The organism is Ancylobacter sp. VNQ12 (assembly GCF_049445835.1).
GTDB lineage: Bacteria > Pseudomonadota > Alphaproteobacteria > Rhizobiales > Xanthobacteraceae > Ancylobacter.
Genome location: NZ_JBMSDU010000022.1, coordinates 1 through 16091, shown reverse-complemented (window position 1 = coordinate 16091; position 16091 = coordinate 1). Strand labels below are relative to the sequence as shown.

Annotated in this window: 16 protein-coding genes and 1 pseudogene; 10 read left to right on the top strand and 7 right to left on the bottom strand. The window is 64.5% G+C overall.

The genetic code is table 11. The features are described from left to right. Window positions 1–204: 204 nt before the first annotated feature. The 3 genes from ACO2RV_RS21340 to ACO2RV_RS21330 are packed head-to-tail and all read left to right on the top strand — an operon-like array spanning window position 205 to window position 3360. Window positions 205–1266, top strand: coding sequence for a type III polyketide synthase (locus ACO2RV_RS21340; RefSeq protein WP_423296255.1), 1062 nt, complete (start codon window positions 205–207; stop codon window positions 1264–1266). Between the two features lie 13 nt (window positions 1267–1279). Then, window positions 1280–1783 carry an isoprenylcysteine carboxyl methyltransferase family protein gene (locus tag ACO2RV_RS21335; RefSeq protein WP_423296254.1) on the top strand — a complete coding sequence of 168 codons (504 nt, stop codon included), beginning with the start codon at window positions 1280–1282 and terminating at the stop codon, window positions 1781–1783. Continuing rightward, a complete protein-coding gene (locus ACO2RV_RS21330) occupies window positions 1780–3360 on the top strand; it encodes a DHA2 family efflux MFS transporter permease subunit (protein ID WP_423296253.1) in 1581 nt (526 codons plus the stop codon). Before ACO2RV_RS21335 ends, ACO2RV_RS21330 begins: the two co-directional genes overlap by 4 nt. Window positions 3361–3552: 192 nt before the next feature. On the opposite strand, the gene ACO2RV_RS21325 is transcribed toward ACO2RV_RS21330, so the two are convergent. Next, the gene (locus ACO2RV_RS21325) at window positions 3553–4692 is read right to left on the bottom strand and encodes an FAD-dependent oxidoreductase (protein ID WP_423296252.1); all 1140 of its coding nucleotides are present in this window, start codon (window positions 4690–4692) and stop codon (window positions 3553–3555) included. Window positions 4693–5010: 318 nt separating this feature from the next. Here ACO2RV_RS21325 and ACO2RV_RS21320 point away from each other — a divergent pair, with 318 nt between their 5' ends. From ACO2RV_RS21320 to ACO2RV_RS21310, 3 genes are all read left to right on the top strand, one after another. Next, window positions 5011–5457: a hypothetical protein gene (locus ACO2RV_RS21320; protein ID WP_423296251.1), complete on the top strand. Its 447-nt coding sequence runs from the start codon at window positions 5011–5013 to the stop codon at window positions 5455–5457. A 176-nt stretch (window positions 5458–5633) separates the two neighbouring features. Next, window positions 5634–6647: a tRNA dihydrouridine(20/20a) synthase DusA gene (gene dusA / locus ACO2RV_RS21315; protein ID WP_423296250.1), complete on the top strand. Its 1014-nt coding sequence runs from the start codon at window positions 5634–5636 to the stop codon at window positions 6645–6647. Further along, window positions 6647–7483 carry a sulfite exporter TauE/SafE family protein gene (locus tag ACO2RV_RS21310; RefSeq protein ID WP_423296249.1) on the top strand — a complete coding sequence of 279 codons (837 nt, stop codon included), beginning with the start codon at window positions 6647–6649 and terminating at the stop codon, window positions 7481–7483. Before dusA ends, ACO2RV_RS21310 begins: the two co-directional genes overlap by 1 nt. A gap of 54 nt (window positions 7484–7537) precedes the next feature. Here the strand turns inward: ACO2RV_RS21310 and ACO2RV_RS21305 are convergent, their stop codons facing one another. The 4 genes from ACO2RV_RS21305 to bluB are packed head-to-tail and all read right to left on the bottom strand — an operon-like array spanning window position 7538 to window position 9965. Beyond that, window positions 7538–8266 carry a retropepsin-like aspartic protease family protein gene (locus ACO2RV_RS21305; RefSeq protein ID WP_423296248.1) on the bottom strand — a complete coding sequence of 243 codons (729 nt, stop codon included), beginning with the start codon at window positions 8264–8266 and terminating at the stop codon, window positions 7538–7540. Beyond that, window positions 8263–8445 (bottom strand): DUF1289 domain-containing protein, encoded by a 183-nt coding sequence (locus ACO2RV_RS21300; protein WP_423296247.1) that lies wholly within the window; start codon window positions 8443–8445, stop codon window positions 8263–8265. The genes ACO2RV_RS21305 and ACO2RV_RS21300 overlap by 4 nt, the downstream gene beginning before the upstream one ends. Window positions 8446–8459: 14 nt before the next feature. Further along, entirely contained in the window at window positions 8460–9245 is a 786-nt protein-coding gene (gene cobS / locus ACO2RV_RS21295) for an adenosylcobinamide-GDP ribazoletransferase (protein ID WP_423296246.1), read from the bottom strand. 18 nt (window positions 9246–9263) lie between these two features. Further along, the gene (bluB, locus tag ACO2RV_RS21290) at window positions 9264–9965 is read right to left on the bottom strand and encodes a 5,6-dimethylbenzimidazole synthase (protein WP_423296245.1); all 702 of its coding nucleotides are present in this window, start codon (window positions 9963–9965) and stop codon (window positions 9264–9266) included. Window positions 9966–10040: 75 nt separating this feature from the next. Between bluB and cobT the strand changes: the two genes are divergently transcribed. From cobT to ACO2RV_RS21275, 3 genes are read left to right on the top strand one after another with little or no spacing between them, the layout of a single operon-like run. Next, a complete protein-coding gene (gene cobT / locus ACO2RV_RS21285; RefSeq protein WP_423296244.1) occupies window positions 10041–11063 on the top strand; it encodes a nicotinate-nucleotide--dimethylbenzimidazole phosphoribosyltransferase in 1023 nt (340 codons plus the stop codon). A gap of 18 nt (window positions 11064–11081) precedes the next feature. Continuing rightward, a complete protein-coding gene (locus tag ACO2RV_RS21280) occupies window positions 11082–11591 on the top strand; it encodes a thermonuclease family protein (RefSeq protein ID WP_423296243.1) in 510 nt (169 codons plus the stop codon). Window positions 11592–11632: 41 nt separating this feature from the next. Then, entirely contained in the window at window positions 11633–12343 is a 711-nt protein-coding gene (locus ACO2RV_RS21275) for a uracil-DNA glycosylase family protein (protein ID WP_423296242.1), read from the top strand. Window positions 12344–12410: 67 nt separating this feature from the next. Here ACO2RV_RS21275 and ACO2RV_RS21270 read toward each other — a convergent pair whose 3' ends face one another. Next, window positions 12411–13457, bottom strand: coding sequence for a class I SAM-dependent methyltransferase (locus ACO2RV_RS21270; RefSeq protein ID WP_423296241.1), 1047 nt, complete (start codon window positions 13455–13457; stop codon window positions 12411–12413). A 1595-nt stretch (window positions 13458–15052) separates the two neighbouring features. On the opposite strand from ACO2RV_RS21270, the gene ACO2RV_RS21265 reads away from it, so the two are divergent. Further along, complete coding sequence (locus ACO2RV_RS21265; RefSeq protein WP_423296240.1) at window positions 15053–15691, top strand: recombinase family protein; 639 nt, start codon at window positions 15053–15055, stop codon at window positions 15689–15691. Between the two features lie 4 nt (window positions 15692–15695). Here ACO2RV_RS21265 and ACO2RV_RS21260 read toward each other — a convergent pair. Next, a pseudogene (locus tag ACO2RV_RS21260) lies at window positions 15696–15962 on the bottom strand (thermonuclease family protein); the annotation flags it as partial. Between the last annotated feature and the right edge of the window lie 129 nt (window positions 15963–16091).

The following is a 16091-nucleotide window of genomic DNA, read 5'->3' as shown; positions in this document are numbered from 1 at the left end:
TAATATTCTTGTTGTTATTTCATGTAAAAATGTGTATAGTTTGCTTTTTCATGATAATCAAAAATATAATTCACCTATAATATGTATATTCGAACGTAGTAAAGTAATGGGGCTGGGGCACGTAACGAGATTGAAATCATGCTCACAGCGACAAAGTCACTACCTTCTTCGCCATATCCCCACAGTGCCGACCCGCCGCTCCCCGTGGCCAGCGAGGGCCGGTTGCCCGGCCTCCTCTCCCTCGCCACTGCGGTTCCCGAGCATGTGCTGATGCAACCCGATGTCGCTACGACCATGCATCGGTTCTTCTCTGACATTTTCCGCAAATCCGAGACGATGGCCGGGATATTTGCCAGCACCGGCATCGGCAAGCGTCACGCCGCGCGCCCGCTCGAGTGGTACCTCGAACCCCGTGGCTGGCCGGAGCGTACGGCTGTCTACATGGAAGTCGGTGCGGACCTCTTCGTTGAGGTCGCAAACAAGGCGCTTGCCGCCGCAGGCTGTTCCGCTGGCGATGTCGACACCGTGGTCTTTGTCTCGACCAGCGGGATAGCGACGCCAAGTCTGGATGCGGTGGTTCATGCCCGCATGGGCTTTCGCGCCGACATAGAGCGCGTTCCCGTGTTCGGACTCGGCTGTGCCGGCGGTGTCACCGGGCTGGCCATCGCCTCGCGGCTCGCGCAGGCGAGGCCGGGCTCGACGGTGCTGATGGTGACGGTCGAATTGAGCTCTCTCGCCTTTCGTCTGGACCGTCCCGACAAGGCCCATCTGATTTCTACCGCCCTGTTTGGCGATGGTGCCGCCGCCTGCGTGCTGCGCACCGGGGAGCAGGGGCTTGCGCTCATTGAGGGAGCCGGCGAGCAGCTTTGGCCGGACACACTCGGTATCATGGGCTGGAGCATGGATCCGGTCGGCTTCGGGGTCATTCTGGAGCCCAATGTTCCATCCTTCGCCGCGACCAATCTCAAACCCGCCGTCACCGGCATACTGGGGCGCATGGGCCTGGCTACCGAAGACATCGGCCGGTTCGTCTGCCATCCCGGCGGAACCAAGGTCGTGGCGGCGATCGAGCGCGCTTTCAGCCTTGATCAAGGGGCGCTTGATCATGAGCGCGGCGTACTGGCCGATTTCGGCAACATGTCCGCGCCGACCGTGCTGTTCATTCTTGACCGGGTGATCGCCCAGGGCTTGCCCGACCGCGCCACGCTGGTGACGATGGGGCCGGGATTCACCGCCTCCTGCGTATCCCTCGCCCAAGCAGCATGAGCGGGGTCGAGCGATGGAAGCCCTCATCATCCTTGGTTTTGTCACGGCGCAGCGGCTCGGTGAACTTGTGCTGTCAAGCCGCAACACCGCGCGACTGTTGTCTCGAGGTGCCCGAGAGGCAGCCCCCGGGCACTATCGCTACATGGTTATGCTCCACGCGCTTTGGCTCGCGGGCCTATGGTGGCTGGCGCCGAGGCAGCCGGTGATCCTTCCGCTGCTTGTGGCGTATGTCCTGCTGCAAGGCCTGCGGATTTGGGTCCTCGCCTCTCTGGGTCGGCGCTGGACCACGCGCATTATCGTTCTGCCTCGGGCCCCTCTCGTGCGGAGAGGCCCCTACCGCTTCCTGACGCATCCGAACTATGTCGTCGTTGCCGGTGAGATCGCCCTGCTGCCGCTGATGTTCGGATTGGTCTGGTATGCCGTGGTGTTTTCCGTGCTGAATGCGATCGTGCTTTACGTCCGCATCCGCGCCGAGAATGCGGCTCTGGGCATCGGCCCGGACCGGGTGCGGGCATGAGCGCGGTGGTCGCCTCGCTTGCATCGGCACCCTCCGAGCGAGTGCCGGTGCGGATATGGGTCGGCTTTGCCGCCATGTGCCTCGGCATGTTCATGGCCGTGCTGGACATACAGGTGGTCGCGACGTCGCTGCCGGCGATCCGCGATGCGCTCGGCATTCCCGCCGAGCTGATGAGCTGGATCCAAACGGCCTATCTCATTGCCGAAGTCGTCGCGATTCCGCTGACCGGACTGTTGACCCGCGCGCTCGGCATGCGGTGGCTGTTCACTCTCGCCGTAAGCGCCTTCACGCTGGCTTCGCTCGGCTGCGCCGCGAGCGCTGGGTTTGCATCGCTTGTCGCGGCGCGGGTGGTGCAGGGCTTTTTTGGCGGCATGCTCATCCCGCTGGTGTTCTCGGCGGTGTTCCTGCTGTTTCCGTTCCGGCTTCAAGGCTTTGCCACCACCCTTGCCGGCATGCTCGCCGTGTTGGCGCCGACGGTCGGGCCGATCGTCGGCGGATGGATTACCGAGACCGCATCGTGGCACTGGCTGTTCCTGGTCAACGTCGCTCCTGGCGTCGTCGCCGGCGGGCTCGGGCTGGTCCTGCTGTCGCGCGACGCCGGTGACCGCGCGCTGCTGCGTATGCTGGATGTTGCCGGCCTCGCGCTGCTGGCGGTTTGCCTTGCCTGTCTGCAGATCGGGTTGAAAGAGGCGCCCCAGCGCGGATGGCTGGCGGTGCCGGTTCTCGCTCTGCTTGCCGCCAGCTTGTCCGCCGGCGCCCTGTTCGTGCGGCGCATGCTGGGCAGCAGCGCTCCCATCGTCCAACTGCGGACCTTTCGCGACCGAGGCTTTGCCGTTGGCTGCGCGCTCAGCTTCATTCTCGGCATGGGACTGTATGGATCGGTCTATCTGATGCCAGTATTCCTGGCCTTCGTGCGCGGGCATGGGCCTCTGGCCATCGGCACGGTGATGCTGGTGACCGGCGTAACGCAACTCGTCACTTCGCCCATTGCCGTGACGCTGGAGCGACGCAGCAGCGCGCGCCTGCTCACCATTTTCGGATTTGCACTGTTCGGCGTGGGCCTCGGCATGAGCGCGTTCGCAACTCGGGAAACCGATTTCGACGGCATGTTCTGGCCGCAGATCGTGCGTGGCGGCGCGATCATGCTTTGCCTGCTTCCACCAACCCGTCTTGCTCTGGGAGCTTTGCCGCCGGAAGCGGTACCCGACGCCAGCGGCCTGTTCAATCTGATGCGCAATCTGGGTGGCGCCATCGGCATTGCGCTGATCGATACGGTGATGTTCGGGCGCGTGCCGGTGCACGCCGAAGCTCTGAAGCAGCGGCTGCTGGCCGGCGACAGGTCCGCAGCCGATCTTGTGGGCCTGCCGGCCGATGCGTTGAGCGGAGCGGCCAAGATGCCGCTGGACCCAGCCATCGAGGCGTTCGTGCGGCCCCTGGTCGAAAAGGCCGCATTGGTCCAATCCATCAATGAGGCATGGCTTATGCTCGCCTGCGCGATGATCGTGGGCTGCGCCTTAGTCCTGCTGGCGCCGTCTCGCTCCGATCACCGCGATACGTCCAGGAGCGAAGGCAACTGACGGCGCCGCGCCGGCCTCGCCGATCGCCCTCCATGGCGCGATACTGCTGCCGATAGCGGTACGCCCGCCAAGCGGCACGGAAACTTCAAATTATGCCGCAGCCCAACATACTTTGAAGATCGGCGATGACTGCAACCGACCTTGGTCAAGCCGCGGCGGCGCCAATGCTCGCTCCCTGCGGTTGTTTGGCAGCTATATTTGAGGTGAGACGAGATTCCTGAACAGGCTCACCACGCTGTGCGGCGCGGTTTCTCCGAAGAACAGCTCCAAGTTCCGCGCCGACATTTCCGCAACCCCGCGCGTTCGCTCGAATAGCGCGCGCTCGTATGCGCCCAGAGCCGCCTCCATGTCGCTTGGATGGCCAATGATCGCCCGAGCAAGTTCGGCGCCGTCGTACATGGCGAGGTTAGCGCCTTCGCCTGCGAACGGGGACATCAGGTGCGCCGCATCGCCGACCAGCGTCAGCCCTGGTATCCGCGACCACTCGTTCGCGACAGGCATTGCATAGATGGGGCGGAGCGTCGGACGATCCAGCGCGCTCCGGGTAATGAAGTCGACGAGATGTCGTGCCCAGCCTTCAAATTGCGCTGCAAGGACTTCCCGGCCGATATGAGCCTCGCTGAAGTCGATGGACCTGATCCATTCCTCTGGTCTGTTCAGCGCCACATAACCGGAGATACTTCCATCGGCGTGACGATGCGCGATGATGCCCCGGCCCGGCGCGACAGCCATGAGCGTGCCTGTGCCGATCAGTGCCGCGAGCCCGTCAACATCTCTGTCGCCAGCGGGATGTGCGATTTCAATGAGGCACGTGCCGGAGTAGAGCGGCTGTGCGCCAGTCAGAACTGGCCGCACCCTCGACCAAGCGCCATCGGCACCGACGATGAGATCGGCCGTGAATGCGCTGCCGTCGGCAAACACGACCTCGCGCCGGTTTCCGACCGCTGCAATGGACATCGCCTTTCGACCCCATCGGATCGCCATCTTCGGCAGCGAGCCGAGAAGCATGGCACGAAGCTCCCCCCTGTTGACCTCCGGCCTCGGGGACGAGGGATTTCCCGGCATGTCGAGAAGGATAGCGCCGTCCTTGTCGACGACCCGCTTGGCATCCTCGGCGGGTCGAATGAGTTTCAGGAACTCCTGGTAGAGGCCGGCGGCTTTGAGAGCGGGCTGACCGTTGTGTTCATGGATATCAAGCAGGCCGCCTTGCGGTCTTGCCCGAGGTGACGGCTCTGCCTCGAAGATGGTCGCCTCAATCCCGTTCAATTGCAGTACGCGGGCGAGTGTCAGGCCGCCAAGGCCAGCGCCGATAATGCCGATAGTCTTACTCACGCGTTTGCGCTCCACATGTTGCATCAGCGTTCAAGACGCTGACCAATGGTTGGAGACGCTGGACGACCGTACTCGCTCACGGTCGGCTTATGTGCGGTGTCCGAGAGTCGATACTCATCTTGACAGCCGTTTTTCGCGACGCCCGTCAGTAGCTCGACGTTTTTGGTTGGTCAAGATATCGGCGATGGCAGTTATCGCGTCTTTACTGCCCTGAAGCAGACAGTCTGCCATCGCCGATATCTTGATCAGCCGACGACTGTCGGCAGAAAAAGAACAATAGCCGGCCTCGCGATCAACATTGCCAGAACGGCGAGATCCATGGCGATGATCCAGGGCGAGGATGGAATCCTCGACCTCCAGCTCGCCATCCCGAAGGAACTGGGCGGCATGGGCGGAGCCGCCAACCCCGAGCCGCTTTTCGCGGGCGGCTATGCGGCCTGCTTCGAGAACGCATTGCTGCGCGTGGCGCGGCAGTCCGGCCACCGCTTTGCCGACGGCGATGTCGAAGTGGTCGCTGAGATCGGCCTCAGCCGCAACGAGGCCGATGCCATGCCGGCACCTCGCATCACAACTCCATCGATTGGACGACGGAAGAAGAACTGGACGCGCTCTACCATGATTTGGACCGCAGCAGCGGCACGCGGATACGAATCTGCCGCCGAATGGCTTCCACAGTCCTTGGAATGGCCGATCCTGATCCCCACCTCGGCCATGTCCTGGCGATGGAGCGTGACGAGATCGCGGAAGCGCTTCGCGTCTCGTTGACGTACGGCCCCTTCCGATGCATCCGGGCTCTCCAGGAGCCGGATTTTAGTTTAGTGAGGGGTAGCCATCCGTGTGCGCTCCGTGTGCACTCCCGCGTCGAAAAATCGGAAACTGGCGTATCGTGGCGTAAAATCGAATGCGCGCGCTGCGACCCAACGCCCTGAAGCTACGAAATAATGCCGAGATATCAGTCACATAGATTTTCCGTAGCCCCTATGATGGATTGGTCCGACCGGCATTGCCGGGCGTTCCATCGCACCCTCTCGGCGCAGGCGCTGCTCTATACCGAGATGGTGACCGCCAATGCGGTGATCTTCGGCGACCGCGAGCGGCTGCTGGGATTCTCCCCGATGGAGCATCCGGTGGCGGTGCAGCTCGGCGGGTCGGAGCCGGAGGCGCTCGCCAGGGCTGCGCGCATCTGCGCCGATTGGGGCTATGACGAGATCAACCTCAATGTCGGCTGTCCCTCGGATCGCGTGCAGGGCGGCAATTTCGGCGCCTGCCTGATGCGCGATCCCGCGCTTGTCGCCAGTTGCGTGGCGGCGATGAAGGCCGAGGTGGCCATCCCGGTCACGGTGAAGTGCCGCATCGGCGTCGATGATCAAGACCCGGAAGAAGCCCTCGATGCGCTGGCCGACGCGGTGCTGGCCGCAGGGGCTGATGCGCTCGTCGTCCATGCCCGCAAGGCGTGGCTGCAAGGGCTCTCGCCCAAGGAGAACCGGGACATTCCCCCGCTCGACTATGACCGCGTCCGCCGCCTGAAGCAGCGCCTGTCGCAGGATTTTGCCGATGTGCCGGTCAGCATCAATGGCGGGCTCAACACGCTGGAGGATGCCGCGGCGCAGCTCGCGCATGTCGACGGCGTCATGCTCGGCCGCGCGGCCTATCAGAACCCGGAACTGTTGCTCGATGTCGACGCGCTGTTCTTCGGGGCGCCCAACCCGTATGCGGACGGTTTCGCGGCGGTGGAGGCATTCGAACCCTACATTGCAGCGCATGTCGCCGGCGGCGGGCGCCTGCACGACATCACCCGCCACATGCTCGGCCTGTTCACCGGCCGTCCCGGTGCGCGGGCCTTTCGCCGCCGCCTCGCTATCGATGGCGTCAAGCCGGAAGCCGGCATAGAAGTGCTGCGCGCCGCCGTGGATGAAGTGCGTCGCGCAGAGGAGCGGCGTTCGCTGGTGGCCTGATGTTGCAAGCACTTCCCTGGGATTATCTGGCCTGGCTCGCCGTGGTGCTGCTGGCGGCGGGATTGGCGACCGGCGTCCTCGCCGGCCTGTTCGGCATCGGTGGCGGCGCGATCATCGTGCCGGTGCTCTACGAGGTGTTCGGCGCGGTCGGGGTCAGCGACGCCGAGCGCATGCACCTCTCGGTCGGCACCGCGCTTGCCATCATCGTGCCCACGGCGCTGCGCTCCTATTTCGCCCACAAGGCGCGGACCAAGGTGGATGACGGCGTGCTGCGGCAATGGGCGATCCCCATCGTGCTCGGTGCCATTGCCGGCGCGGCGCTGGCCGCCATCTCCCCGGATGTCGTGCTGAAGATCGCCTTCGTGCTGTTTGCCGCGCTGATGTCGGCGAAGCTCCTGTTCGGCCGGGACAGCTGGGTACTGGCCGACCATCTGCCGGGCACGACGGCTATGCGGGCCTACGGCTTCGGCATCGGCGCCTTCGCGCCGCTTGTGGGCATCAGTGGCGGCGGCATCGCGACCGTGGTGCTGACGCTCTATCGCGTGCCGATCCATACCGCCATCGCGACCTCCGCCGGGCTCGGCGCGCTGATCGCCGTGCCGGGAACCCTCGGCTATGTCGTCAGCGGCCTGCCGCATCTGGCGGAACTGCCGCCACTCTCGCTCGGCTTCGTCTCGCTGCCGGGCCTGGTGCTGGTCGGCGGGGTGGCGACCCTGGCGGCGCCGCTCGGCGCGCGCCTGGCGCACGGTTTCACCAAGCGGCAGCTGGAGGTCGGCTTCGGCCTCTATCTGCTGGTGATCGGCCTGCGCTTCGTGGCGGCGCTGATCTGGCGCTAGCGCGTTCGAGACAAGCGGCAGGGGCCCGCAAGGCCCGTCTGCGATCGCTCGGGGCTATTCGTCGACGACCTTCGCCCGCATCACCAGCTTCTCGCCGCGTATCTCGAAGCTGGCGAGGCGCGAGAGGAAGGTCATGCCGAGCAGGCTGTGCTTGAGCGAGCCGGGGCTGGCGATGAGCGCGGGAACGTTGCGCTCGGTGATGTTGCCGGCGATTTCCACCCGGTCGAGCACGACGGCGGCGGCGCGGCCGCGTCCATTCGCGGTGTCGATGGGAATGTCGTAGCGCAGGAATTCCAGCGGCAGGCCGGCCGCGACGGCATCCTCCGGCGTCAGCACGACGCTGGAGGCCCCGGTATCGACGAGCATCGGGATGCGGTTGCCGTTGATCTCCACGCGCACGTTGAAATCGCCGTCACGCGCCCGCGCCACCTCGACCGCCGGCCCGCCATCGCGGGCGAGCGGCACGGCATAGCCGGGCGCCAACTCGGCCAGCACGCGATAGGCGACGGCGTGGAGTTCGAAACGGTAGGTGTAACCTACCGCCAGCACGCCGAAGATGACCAGCCACAGGGCGGCGGCGCGCAGCGCTTCGCCGAGCCGCCCGGTGAAGGTGGCGAAGACGCTGGCGCCAAGCACCAGCGCGAAGGCGCTGTAGCCGACGAGATAGGCGAGGTCGCCGACATCGAGACCGGCGACCGAACCGGCATGGGAGGCCCAGACGAGCAGGCCCACGCCGCCGGCGAGGCCGATGACCACGATCCACATGAGGCGGTCGGCGTTCATTGCGCGGCCTCCGAAATTCGGCGCGCGGCGAGCCGGGCGATGACGGCGCGACGCGCGGCTTCGCTCATGGTGCCCCAGGCGGCGATCTCCTCGAGGGTGCGGTCGCAGCCGAGGCAGCGCCGCCCCGCCGCATCGAGCGTGCAGATCGAGACGCAGGGGCTGGAGACAATGGTCGGCATCGGAATCGGTACGCCTAGGGATGCCGCGCGAAGATAAGCAGACCGATGAGGAAGGCAATCTCGACCGCCAGTATGGCGGCGCCGGCGACATCCCCGGTCTGCCCGCCGAATTGGACATTGGCAAGGCGGACAAGGCCGGAAAAGCAAGCCAGTCCAAGGAGAACTCCACTCGACAAGGCAAGCGGTCCGAGGCTGGGGAAAACTGCAAAGGCGGCGATCACGATGGCGATGGTCGCGGCACGCCGCATAGCGGCCGCCGAGGGACGGCCGGCGCCATGGGACAGGCCGGAGGCGCGGGCAGGGGGCAGGGCGGCGAGCATGGCCGGGCCGGCGAGGCGCGACAGCGCGCCGGCGGCGATCAATGCGCCAGCCACGGACCATGTCCCATAGGCCGCCAGCGTCTGCACCGCACCGACCCGTAGCGCGAAGCCGACGATCAACGCCAGCACGCCGAAACTGCCGATGCGGCTGTCCTTCATGATCTCCAGTCGCCGCTCCACGCTCCAGCCGCCGAGAGCGTCCGCGGTGTCGGCGAGGCCATCCTCGTGAAAGCCGCCGGTCACCAGGATCAGCACTGCAACGGTCAGCGTGCTGGCGAGGACGTCCCCGAACAGCAACTGCCCGACGATGAAGGTGACGACCCCCGTCAGCGCGATGACGACGCCGGCGAGCGGGAAGGCCGGCGCCAGCCGGTCGATGTCCGGTGGGGCGGCGTCGTGCTCGAAGGGCAAGGCAGGCACCGGCAGGCGGGACAGGAAGCGCAGCGCCGCCGGCACGTCGGAAAGCACGGGGATGGGCATCGCGTGTCTCGCTGCGGTTCAGCGCTCGATGAGGACGTCGGCGACCGGCCGGCGATGCTCCCAGCCGGCGCGTTCCAGCTCGGGCACGTCGGAGGGTGCGCTCGGATAGCCTATGCACAGATAGCCCACCAGCCGCCAGTGCGCCGGCACATCGAGCGCCGCATTCACCGCCTTCGGGTCGAGGATCGACACCCAGCCGACGCCGAGGCCGCGCGCGGCGGCCGCGAGCCACAGCGTGTGGATCGCCATGACAGCGGAATAGGCGACCGCCTCCGGCATGGTGGCGCGCCCGAGCCCATGGCCCGCCTCCGGCTCGGGCTCGATGAAGATGGCGAGCTGTTCGGGGGCATCGTCGAGCCCGGCGAGCTTGAGCCGTGCATAGAGCCCGGCGCGCTCGTTCGGCTGGAGCGAAAGCGCCTCGGCATTGCAGGCCTCGAATATCGATCGCACCGTCGCGCGGCGGGCGGGCTCGTTCACCCGCACGAAGCGCCAGGGCTGGCTCAGGCCGACGCTCGGCGCCCGCGCGGCAAGGCAGAGCAGGGCGTCGAGCGCGCCCGGCTCCAGCGCGTCGCGGCGGAAATGGCGGACGTCGCGCCGCCAGAGGAACAGTGTGTCGAGATCGCCGAGGAAGTCCGCGCCGAAGATCGGCGGACAGCCGTCGGGCGCCACCTCTGGAGCCACGGTGGCGAGCCTCGCCGGATTTGGGGGTTGCGCGCGCATGAGCGAGGGTCTACCCCGCCGCCGCGCCCGATGCGACACTTTCCGCGATCCTCGGGTCTCATGCACGAGGCTTCCATGCTGCGCTCCGCCACCGGACTGCCCTTCGACGACATCCGCAACCTCGTCGCCCAGATGCCCGGGCCGGACGAAGCGGCCCGTATGGCTGCCGCCGAGCGGCAGAACCAGCTGGTGAAACCGCCGGGCGCGCTCGGCCGGCTGGAGGAGATCGCCATCCACATCGCCGGCTGGCAGGGGCGGGAGATTCCGGCGGTGAACCGGCCGACCGTCGCGGTGTTCGCGGCCACCCACGGCGTGGCCGGACGGGGCGTCTCGCCTTACCCTCCGGACGTGACCAAGCAGATGGTCGCCACCTTCACCGCCGGCAAGGCGGCGGTGAACCAGATCTGCGGCGTGTTCGGCGCGGGCCTTCGGGTCTTCGATCTCGCGCTCGACCTGCCGACCCCCGACATCGTCGAAGAAGACGCGCTGACCGAGGCAGAGTGCGCCGCCACCATGGCCTTTGGCATGGAAGCGCTGGCCGGCGAGCCCGACCTGCTCTGCCTCGGCGAGATGGGCATCGGCAACACCACGGTCGCCGCCGCCATCTTCCACGGTCTCTATGGCGGCGAAGCGGAGGACTGGGTCGGCCCCGGCACCGGCTCCACCGGCGAGACGCTGATCCGCAAGGTCACGGCGGTGCGCGACGCGGTGGCCCGGTCCAAGGGCCATCTCGACGACCCGCTGGAAGTGCTGCGCAAGCTCGGCGGGCGCGAAGTGGCGGCGATGGCCGGCGCCATTCTCGCTGCGCGGCTGCAGCGCGTGCCGGTGGTGCTTGATGGCTATGTGGTCACTGCCGCTGCCGCAGTGCTGAAAGCGATGGACCCGGCCGCGCTCGACCATTGCCTCGCGGGTCATGTGTCCGCCGAGCCGGCCCATCGCGCCGTGCTGGAGCGCCTTGGCCTGCGCCCGCTGCTCGATCTCGGCATGCGGCTCGGGGAAGGCTCCGGCGCGGCGCTTGCCATCGGCGTCGTCAAGTCGGCGCTCGCCTGTCATGCCGGCATGGCGACCTTTGCCGAAGCTGGCGTTTCGGACGCCTGATCGGTGCGCCGTCCGCGATTGGTCCGGCGCCCTGGCTGGCGACCGAGCACCTTCCGCTCGATCATCGTGGCGCTGGCGCTCGTCGCCGCCGCGCTGGTCGCCGAGCGTCTTGTGCCGGCGCTGACCGGCGCGGTTCGGGTTGCCGACGGCGACAGCCTGGAGATCGGCGGCGAGCGCGTGCGGCTGGACGGCATCGACGCGCCGGAACTGCACCAATCCTGCGGCGCGCCCGGCAAGATATGGCCGTGCGGGGAAAAGGCCCGCGCGGCGCTGGCGGCGATCGTCGCCTCCGCCAAGGTCAGCTGTCGCCCGGTGGACGAGGACCGCTACGGCCGCGCCGTCTCGGTCTGCGAGGCGGGTGGACGCGATGTGGGTTCCTTGCTGGTCGAGGAAGGCTGGGCGGTGGCTACGGGCTTCGGCTACGGCAGCGAGCAGCGCGCGGCGCGTGCTGGCGGACGCGGCATCTGGTCGGGCCCGTTCGATCTGCCGGCGGATTGGCGTGCGGCGCATCCCCGCCCGCCCTCGTGAACGGCTTTGCCGCCGGCGCGACAGCACCTATCTAGAGACGCATGTCCTCCGCTTCCCCCGACATTCTCGACGCGCTGCTGACCGAAATCCGCGCCTGCCGCGCCTGCGTGGAGCACCCGCTCGGCCGGCCGCTGCCGCATGAGCCACGTCCGGTGCTGCATGTCGGACCACGGGCGCGCATCCTCATCGCCGGGCAGGCGCCGGGCACCAAGGTGCATGCCTCCGGCATGTCGTTCAACGATGCTTCGGGCGACCGGCTGAGGTCGTGGCTCGGGATCGACCGCGAGACTTTCTACGACGGCGAGAAGATCGCCGTTGCCGCCATGGGCTTCTGCTTTCCCGGACAGGACGCCAAGGGCGGCGACCTGCCGCCGCGACGGGAATGCGCCAGGCTCTGGCACGACCGGCTCTTCGCCGCGCGCGCGCCCTTCGATCTCGTGGTGGCGGTGGGGGCGACCTCGCAGGCCTACCACTTGCGGCGGCTAGGACTTGAGCGCTTCGCCGGCGGCGGGCTCACCGAGCGAGTGGCGCGCTGGCGCGAAATCTGGGCGGCATCCGGGCAGACGCGCGTGCTGCCGCTGCCGCACCCTTCCTGGCGCAACACCGGCTGGCTGAAGCGCCACCCCTGGTTCGAGGCGGAACTGCTGCCTGTCCTGAGGCAGGAGGTAAGGCAGATATTGGGGAGGGCGATGGTGGGCGATCGCGCTATGGAGCCGACCCGACCGGCCATTGAGGGTGCTCCTCCTCGATAGCCGGTCGCGCCGGGGCAATCAGGAACGGTCGGGTGCACGATTGAATCTGGCGAGTGGCGAAACTGGCCTAGCTGGGCGAGCGTAACGCGATTTTCGCCGAGCCGACATCCGTGACATTGTTCGAAACAACCAGTCCGGCCTCGCGGATCATGGCTTCGTATTCCCACGGCAGGAAGGCCTGTTCGTAGGCGCCGTGCTCTAGTTCTCGGACATAAGCTTCGTAATTGCTTTCCGCAAATGCGTGCCCCACCGGTTCACACATCAGAAATATCTGCCCGTTCTTGGCAAGCTTGGTTTTCAGATGGCGCAGCAAGGCGACCGGATCGGGAAAATGATGAAACGTCGCGAACATCATGATGGCGTCAAAGAAACCATCCGGGAACGGCAGGTTCATGCCGTCGCCAACGATATTGGTGACATGGTGATCCTTGCCGGCGAAAATGCTTCCGGCCATCAAACCATAGGGATCGACGTCCAGATTGTACGCCCTGACACCCAGTCTCTCGACCATCGGCGCCATATTGCCACCAACTTCGAGAATTTTCGGTTGTGTAGCGCCATCAAGGTCAACCCACTCCCGTATCAGATCCAGCGCGTACAAGTGATCTGAGCCGTAATCGCGTGTGACGTCGGTATGATTCCAGGCGAAACCTGCCTCAGTATCTGTTTCTTCGACAACGTCGATTTCGAAGGAACACAATTCATTCAGCCACGTGACATTTTCGATCAGCGCATAAACGCCAAGGCGGTAGCGACCTGGATGATCCGGCGTCCTGAAGCGCAGTGGCTGTGTGATCCCGCGGCCTGGCGGGAGGTCAATGAGGAGATCGGTCCGCTCTCCTTCGGGGGCTGTTTCTCCGTTGATCGGTGAAATCTTGCAGGCAAGCCGATAGGGCGCGTTGCCTTTCGACGTGAGAGTGGTTTCGCCGGCGTTGAACATACGCAGATTGAACGCAGAGAGTGCGCCGACGGCAACTTGCGGCGGCGTGCAAAGCGGCTCTGCCTGAAGCTGTATCAGCTCAATGACATTCGAATACAGTTCCTGCGGCAGGTCGTGGCTTGCGATCGGGTAGGGGTCATCAATCGCATAACCGCTCGAGCGAAGGCGGTCCAAGAATTGGCTCGATTCCGATTGCATGACGGGATGAGAAAATTGAAATTGAAGCGCAAAGGCGCGTCTCAATGATCTCAGGATAGAAATAGATGTTTCCGATCTAATAGATGCAATTTGTTTTGCGAATTCGTGTGACGGCAGTTCGTGTCTTTCTTTTACCCATGTTCCGCTTACTAATATAGGGACATGGAAATATATATAATATTTCTCGCCGCACTTCTGGCAAAATATATTCTGATGTGATCTTTGTCTAATCAGGCTGTCATAAAGTGCGCTGAAATACGACTGTTTCTTCGCCGGTCCGCCGCATGTCGGGCATCGAAAATCGGTGCGGGTATCGATTTTCGAGATCACGAGGCATCTCTTCAGGTTGCGAGCACAAACAAGTACCCGACCTCGACTGCATGATCAACCAATTGCAGGAAAGCGATGGTGGGCGATGCAGGGCGGCCCGCCGATCCTCTAAGTCATTGACTACAAAGCACTATCTACGATGAGGGGTGACGATTATGTCTCACTTCCGTGAGCGCAGATTAGGCCTGATTTCGGGAGCTACGGCAAGGGGGCGTACGGAGGTAGAGTGCGGAAGAAGGTTGGCGTCCGTCGCCGGAATCTCCTGATTTCAGGCCCTTTTCGACCGGATCGGCATAAATGGCCGTAGGCTGGCTTTCTGCTCGGCAGGCAGGCTGCCTTCGAATGAGCGGGCGAATGGCCGTCAGCGACGATTCTTAGGGCTTGATGTCCGCGCCATGGGCCGGATGCGCCGTAGACTCGGCGAGAGGTGGTCGGCGGGAGGCGGCTTCCTCGCGATGAGGTATGTTCCTGACAATGAGCCGCATCGGAGCGGGAGGCGCAGTGCCGCGCTATGAATCCCTGCCATAGAATGCAGCACCATAGGTCGGACTGAAAATCCGGCAAATTTTTTCGTGCGGGTATCTTACATGGTTAAGTGCCGCTGCTCCCCCGTACTGGACGGTCCCTGCAGTGATTAGAACGCCGCTGGCCTGGCATCGGCGATCCGTCTTGGCTTCTACGCCGTTCGGTTCGAAGCAGTAGGCGACCACAGTCCTTCATGTGCAGAACGGGGCCAATGCTGTTGCGTACTTGCCGGGGTGCCGATAGGGCCGCGATCCTTCATAAGCGGAATAAAACGGGGTAGGCTCTACAAGAACCGCTTAGTGTGTCGACGGGTAATGCAAGCCTGAGGTACAGACAAGAGGTGCCAATCTCCCTTACAGTCCCGAGGATACAGGTGTGCTCTGGGGGGTAAGGGGGGGGGTAGGATACAGAGCCCTTCTTGTGTATCTCCGGGTAATATATACTGATTTATACTACCAATATCAGCGCATATAGAGGCGGTTCCATCAGGGAGTGCTGATAGATACGGATAGTATCTGTACGGTTTTGGTCTGTTCACTGCCGAGGGTTATGGCTTGTCAAGGTGGCCGTCATGCCGTGTGATGAGCAAAATGTACGTACGGGTATGCTCTAACGGTCAGTGTGGATGGTGCGGAGAGCGGTGTCTACTAGGGTTGATATCAGTCAACGGACACGATATTGAAAGGACATGATCCTTATGGACAGACGAGGTGACCATGTCCGTCATACTTTATGCTCGTGTCTCCACGGCCGATCAGACGCTCGCTCATCAGCAAACTCAGGCTGAAGCCGCAGGTTTCAAGCTCGATAGGGTTGTCGCGGATGAAGGTGTGTCAGGTATCTCCGTTCCACTCAGAGAGCGGCCGGAAGGTCGACGCTTGTTCGACATTCTACGGCGGGGAGACGTTCTCGTGGTGCGTTGGGTTGATCGCCTCGGCAGGAACTATGCCGATGTGACTGACACTATCCGCGAGTTCATGCGGCGTGGAGTAGTCGTGAAGACCGTCATCAACGGCATGACCTTTGACGGCGCCACGACCGATCCGGTGCAGATGGCTGTCCGTGACGCCCTGATCGCTTTCATGGCCGCGACGGCGCAAGCGCAGTCAGAGGCTACGAAGGAAGCACAGCGGGCCGGCATTGCGCATGCCAAGACCATTGGGGGCGCCACTAAGTACCGAGGTCGCAAGCCCGGCTTCGCTCGCGAACAGTTCAACCATGTACGCGAGTTGCTGGCACAAGGTGCTGGTGCAAGCGAGATCGCCAAGCTTACCGGCGTCACCCGCCAGACGGTCTATCGGATCAAGGATCATCCGGCCGAGCAGATGAAGGCGTTGGAGGCTTGGGGGCTATAGGCGCCTAGGATGACTCCTGACGGCCGTTCATCGTCGCTGGCATGGAGCCGCACCATGGCTTTCGCTTGCCCGTCCACGGCCGCGCCAATCCCTCCGACACCAGCGCGCTCCCCAGCGAACGACCGTGCCGCATCAGCACCCGGAGCTTTCGGCCGTACCGATCCTCATCCCTGCGCTTCCACGCCACCATGCTAAATGGGCCGGCATTCACCAGTTCCATGAGCCGTATCGTTGCTCGTTCTCCCAGCGTCTTTTCGTCAGTACACCGAGGGCTGTCAAACGGCGCGCAATATTGCCCCCCGATCGGCGTCCAATCTTGACCCCTTGAGGGGCTGAGGCGGTGAGGAGGCGGCGCGGCGGAGCTGGCTTGTGTTGCGCAGCCGCGCCGGCTCCGGGTCGG

What these genes read in the sequence shown, in the direction of transcription:
- ACO2RV_RS21335 (WP_423296254.1), top strand. Translation starts at nt 1,280, where the DNA reads ATGGAAGCCCTCATCATCCTTGGTTTTGTCACGGCGCAGCGGCTCGGT.
- ACO2RV_RS21330 (WP_423296253.1), top strand. Translation starts at nt 1,780, where the DNA reads ATGAGCGCGGTGGTCGCCTCGCTTGCATCGGCACCCTCCGAGCGAGTG.
- ACO2RV_RS21320 (WP_423296251.1), top strand. Translation starts at nt 5,011, where the DNA reads ATGGCGATGATCCAGGGCGAGGATGGAATCCTCGACCTCCAGCTCGCC.
- dusA (WP_423296250.1), top strand. Translation starts at nt 5,634, where the DNA reads ATGCCGAGATATCAGTCACATAGATTTTCCGTAGCCCCTATGATGGAT.
- ACO2RV_RS21310 (WP_423296249.1), top strand. Translation starts at nt 6,647, where the DNA reads ATGTTGCAAGCACTTCCCTGGGATTATCTGGCCTGGCTCGCCGTGGTG.
- ACO2RV_RS21305 (WP_423296248.1), bottom strand. Translation starts at nt 8,266, where the DNA reads ATGAACGCCGACCGCCTCATGTGGATCGTGGTCATCGGCCTCGCCGGC.
- ACO2RV_RS21300 (WP_423296247.1), bottom strand. Translation starts at nt 8,445, where the DNA reads ATGCCGACCATTGTCTCCAGCCCCTGCGTCTCGATCTGCACGCTCGAT.
- cobS (WP_423296246.1), bottom strand. Translation starts at nt 9,245, where the DNA reads ATGCCCATCCCCGTGCTTTCCGACGTGCCGGCGGCGCTGCGCTTCCTG.
- bluB (WP_423296245.1), bottom strand. Translation starts at nt 9,965, where the DNA reads ATGCGCGCGCAACCCCCAAATCCGGCGAGGCTCGCCACCGTGGCTCCA.
- cobT (WP_423296244.1), top strand. Translation starts at nt 10,041, where the DNA reads ATGCTGCGCTCCGCCACCGGACTGCCCTTCGACGACATCCGCAACCTC.
- ACO2RV_RS21275 (WP_423296242.1), top strand. Translation starts at nt 11,633, where the DNA reads ATGTCCTCCGCTTCCCCCGACATTCTCGACGCGCTGCTGACCGAAATC.
- ACO2RV_RS21265 (WP_423296240.1), top strand. Translation starts at nt 15,053, where the DNA reads ATGTCCGTCATACTTTATGCTCGTGTCTCCACGGCCGATCAGACGCTC.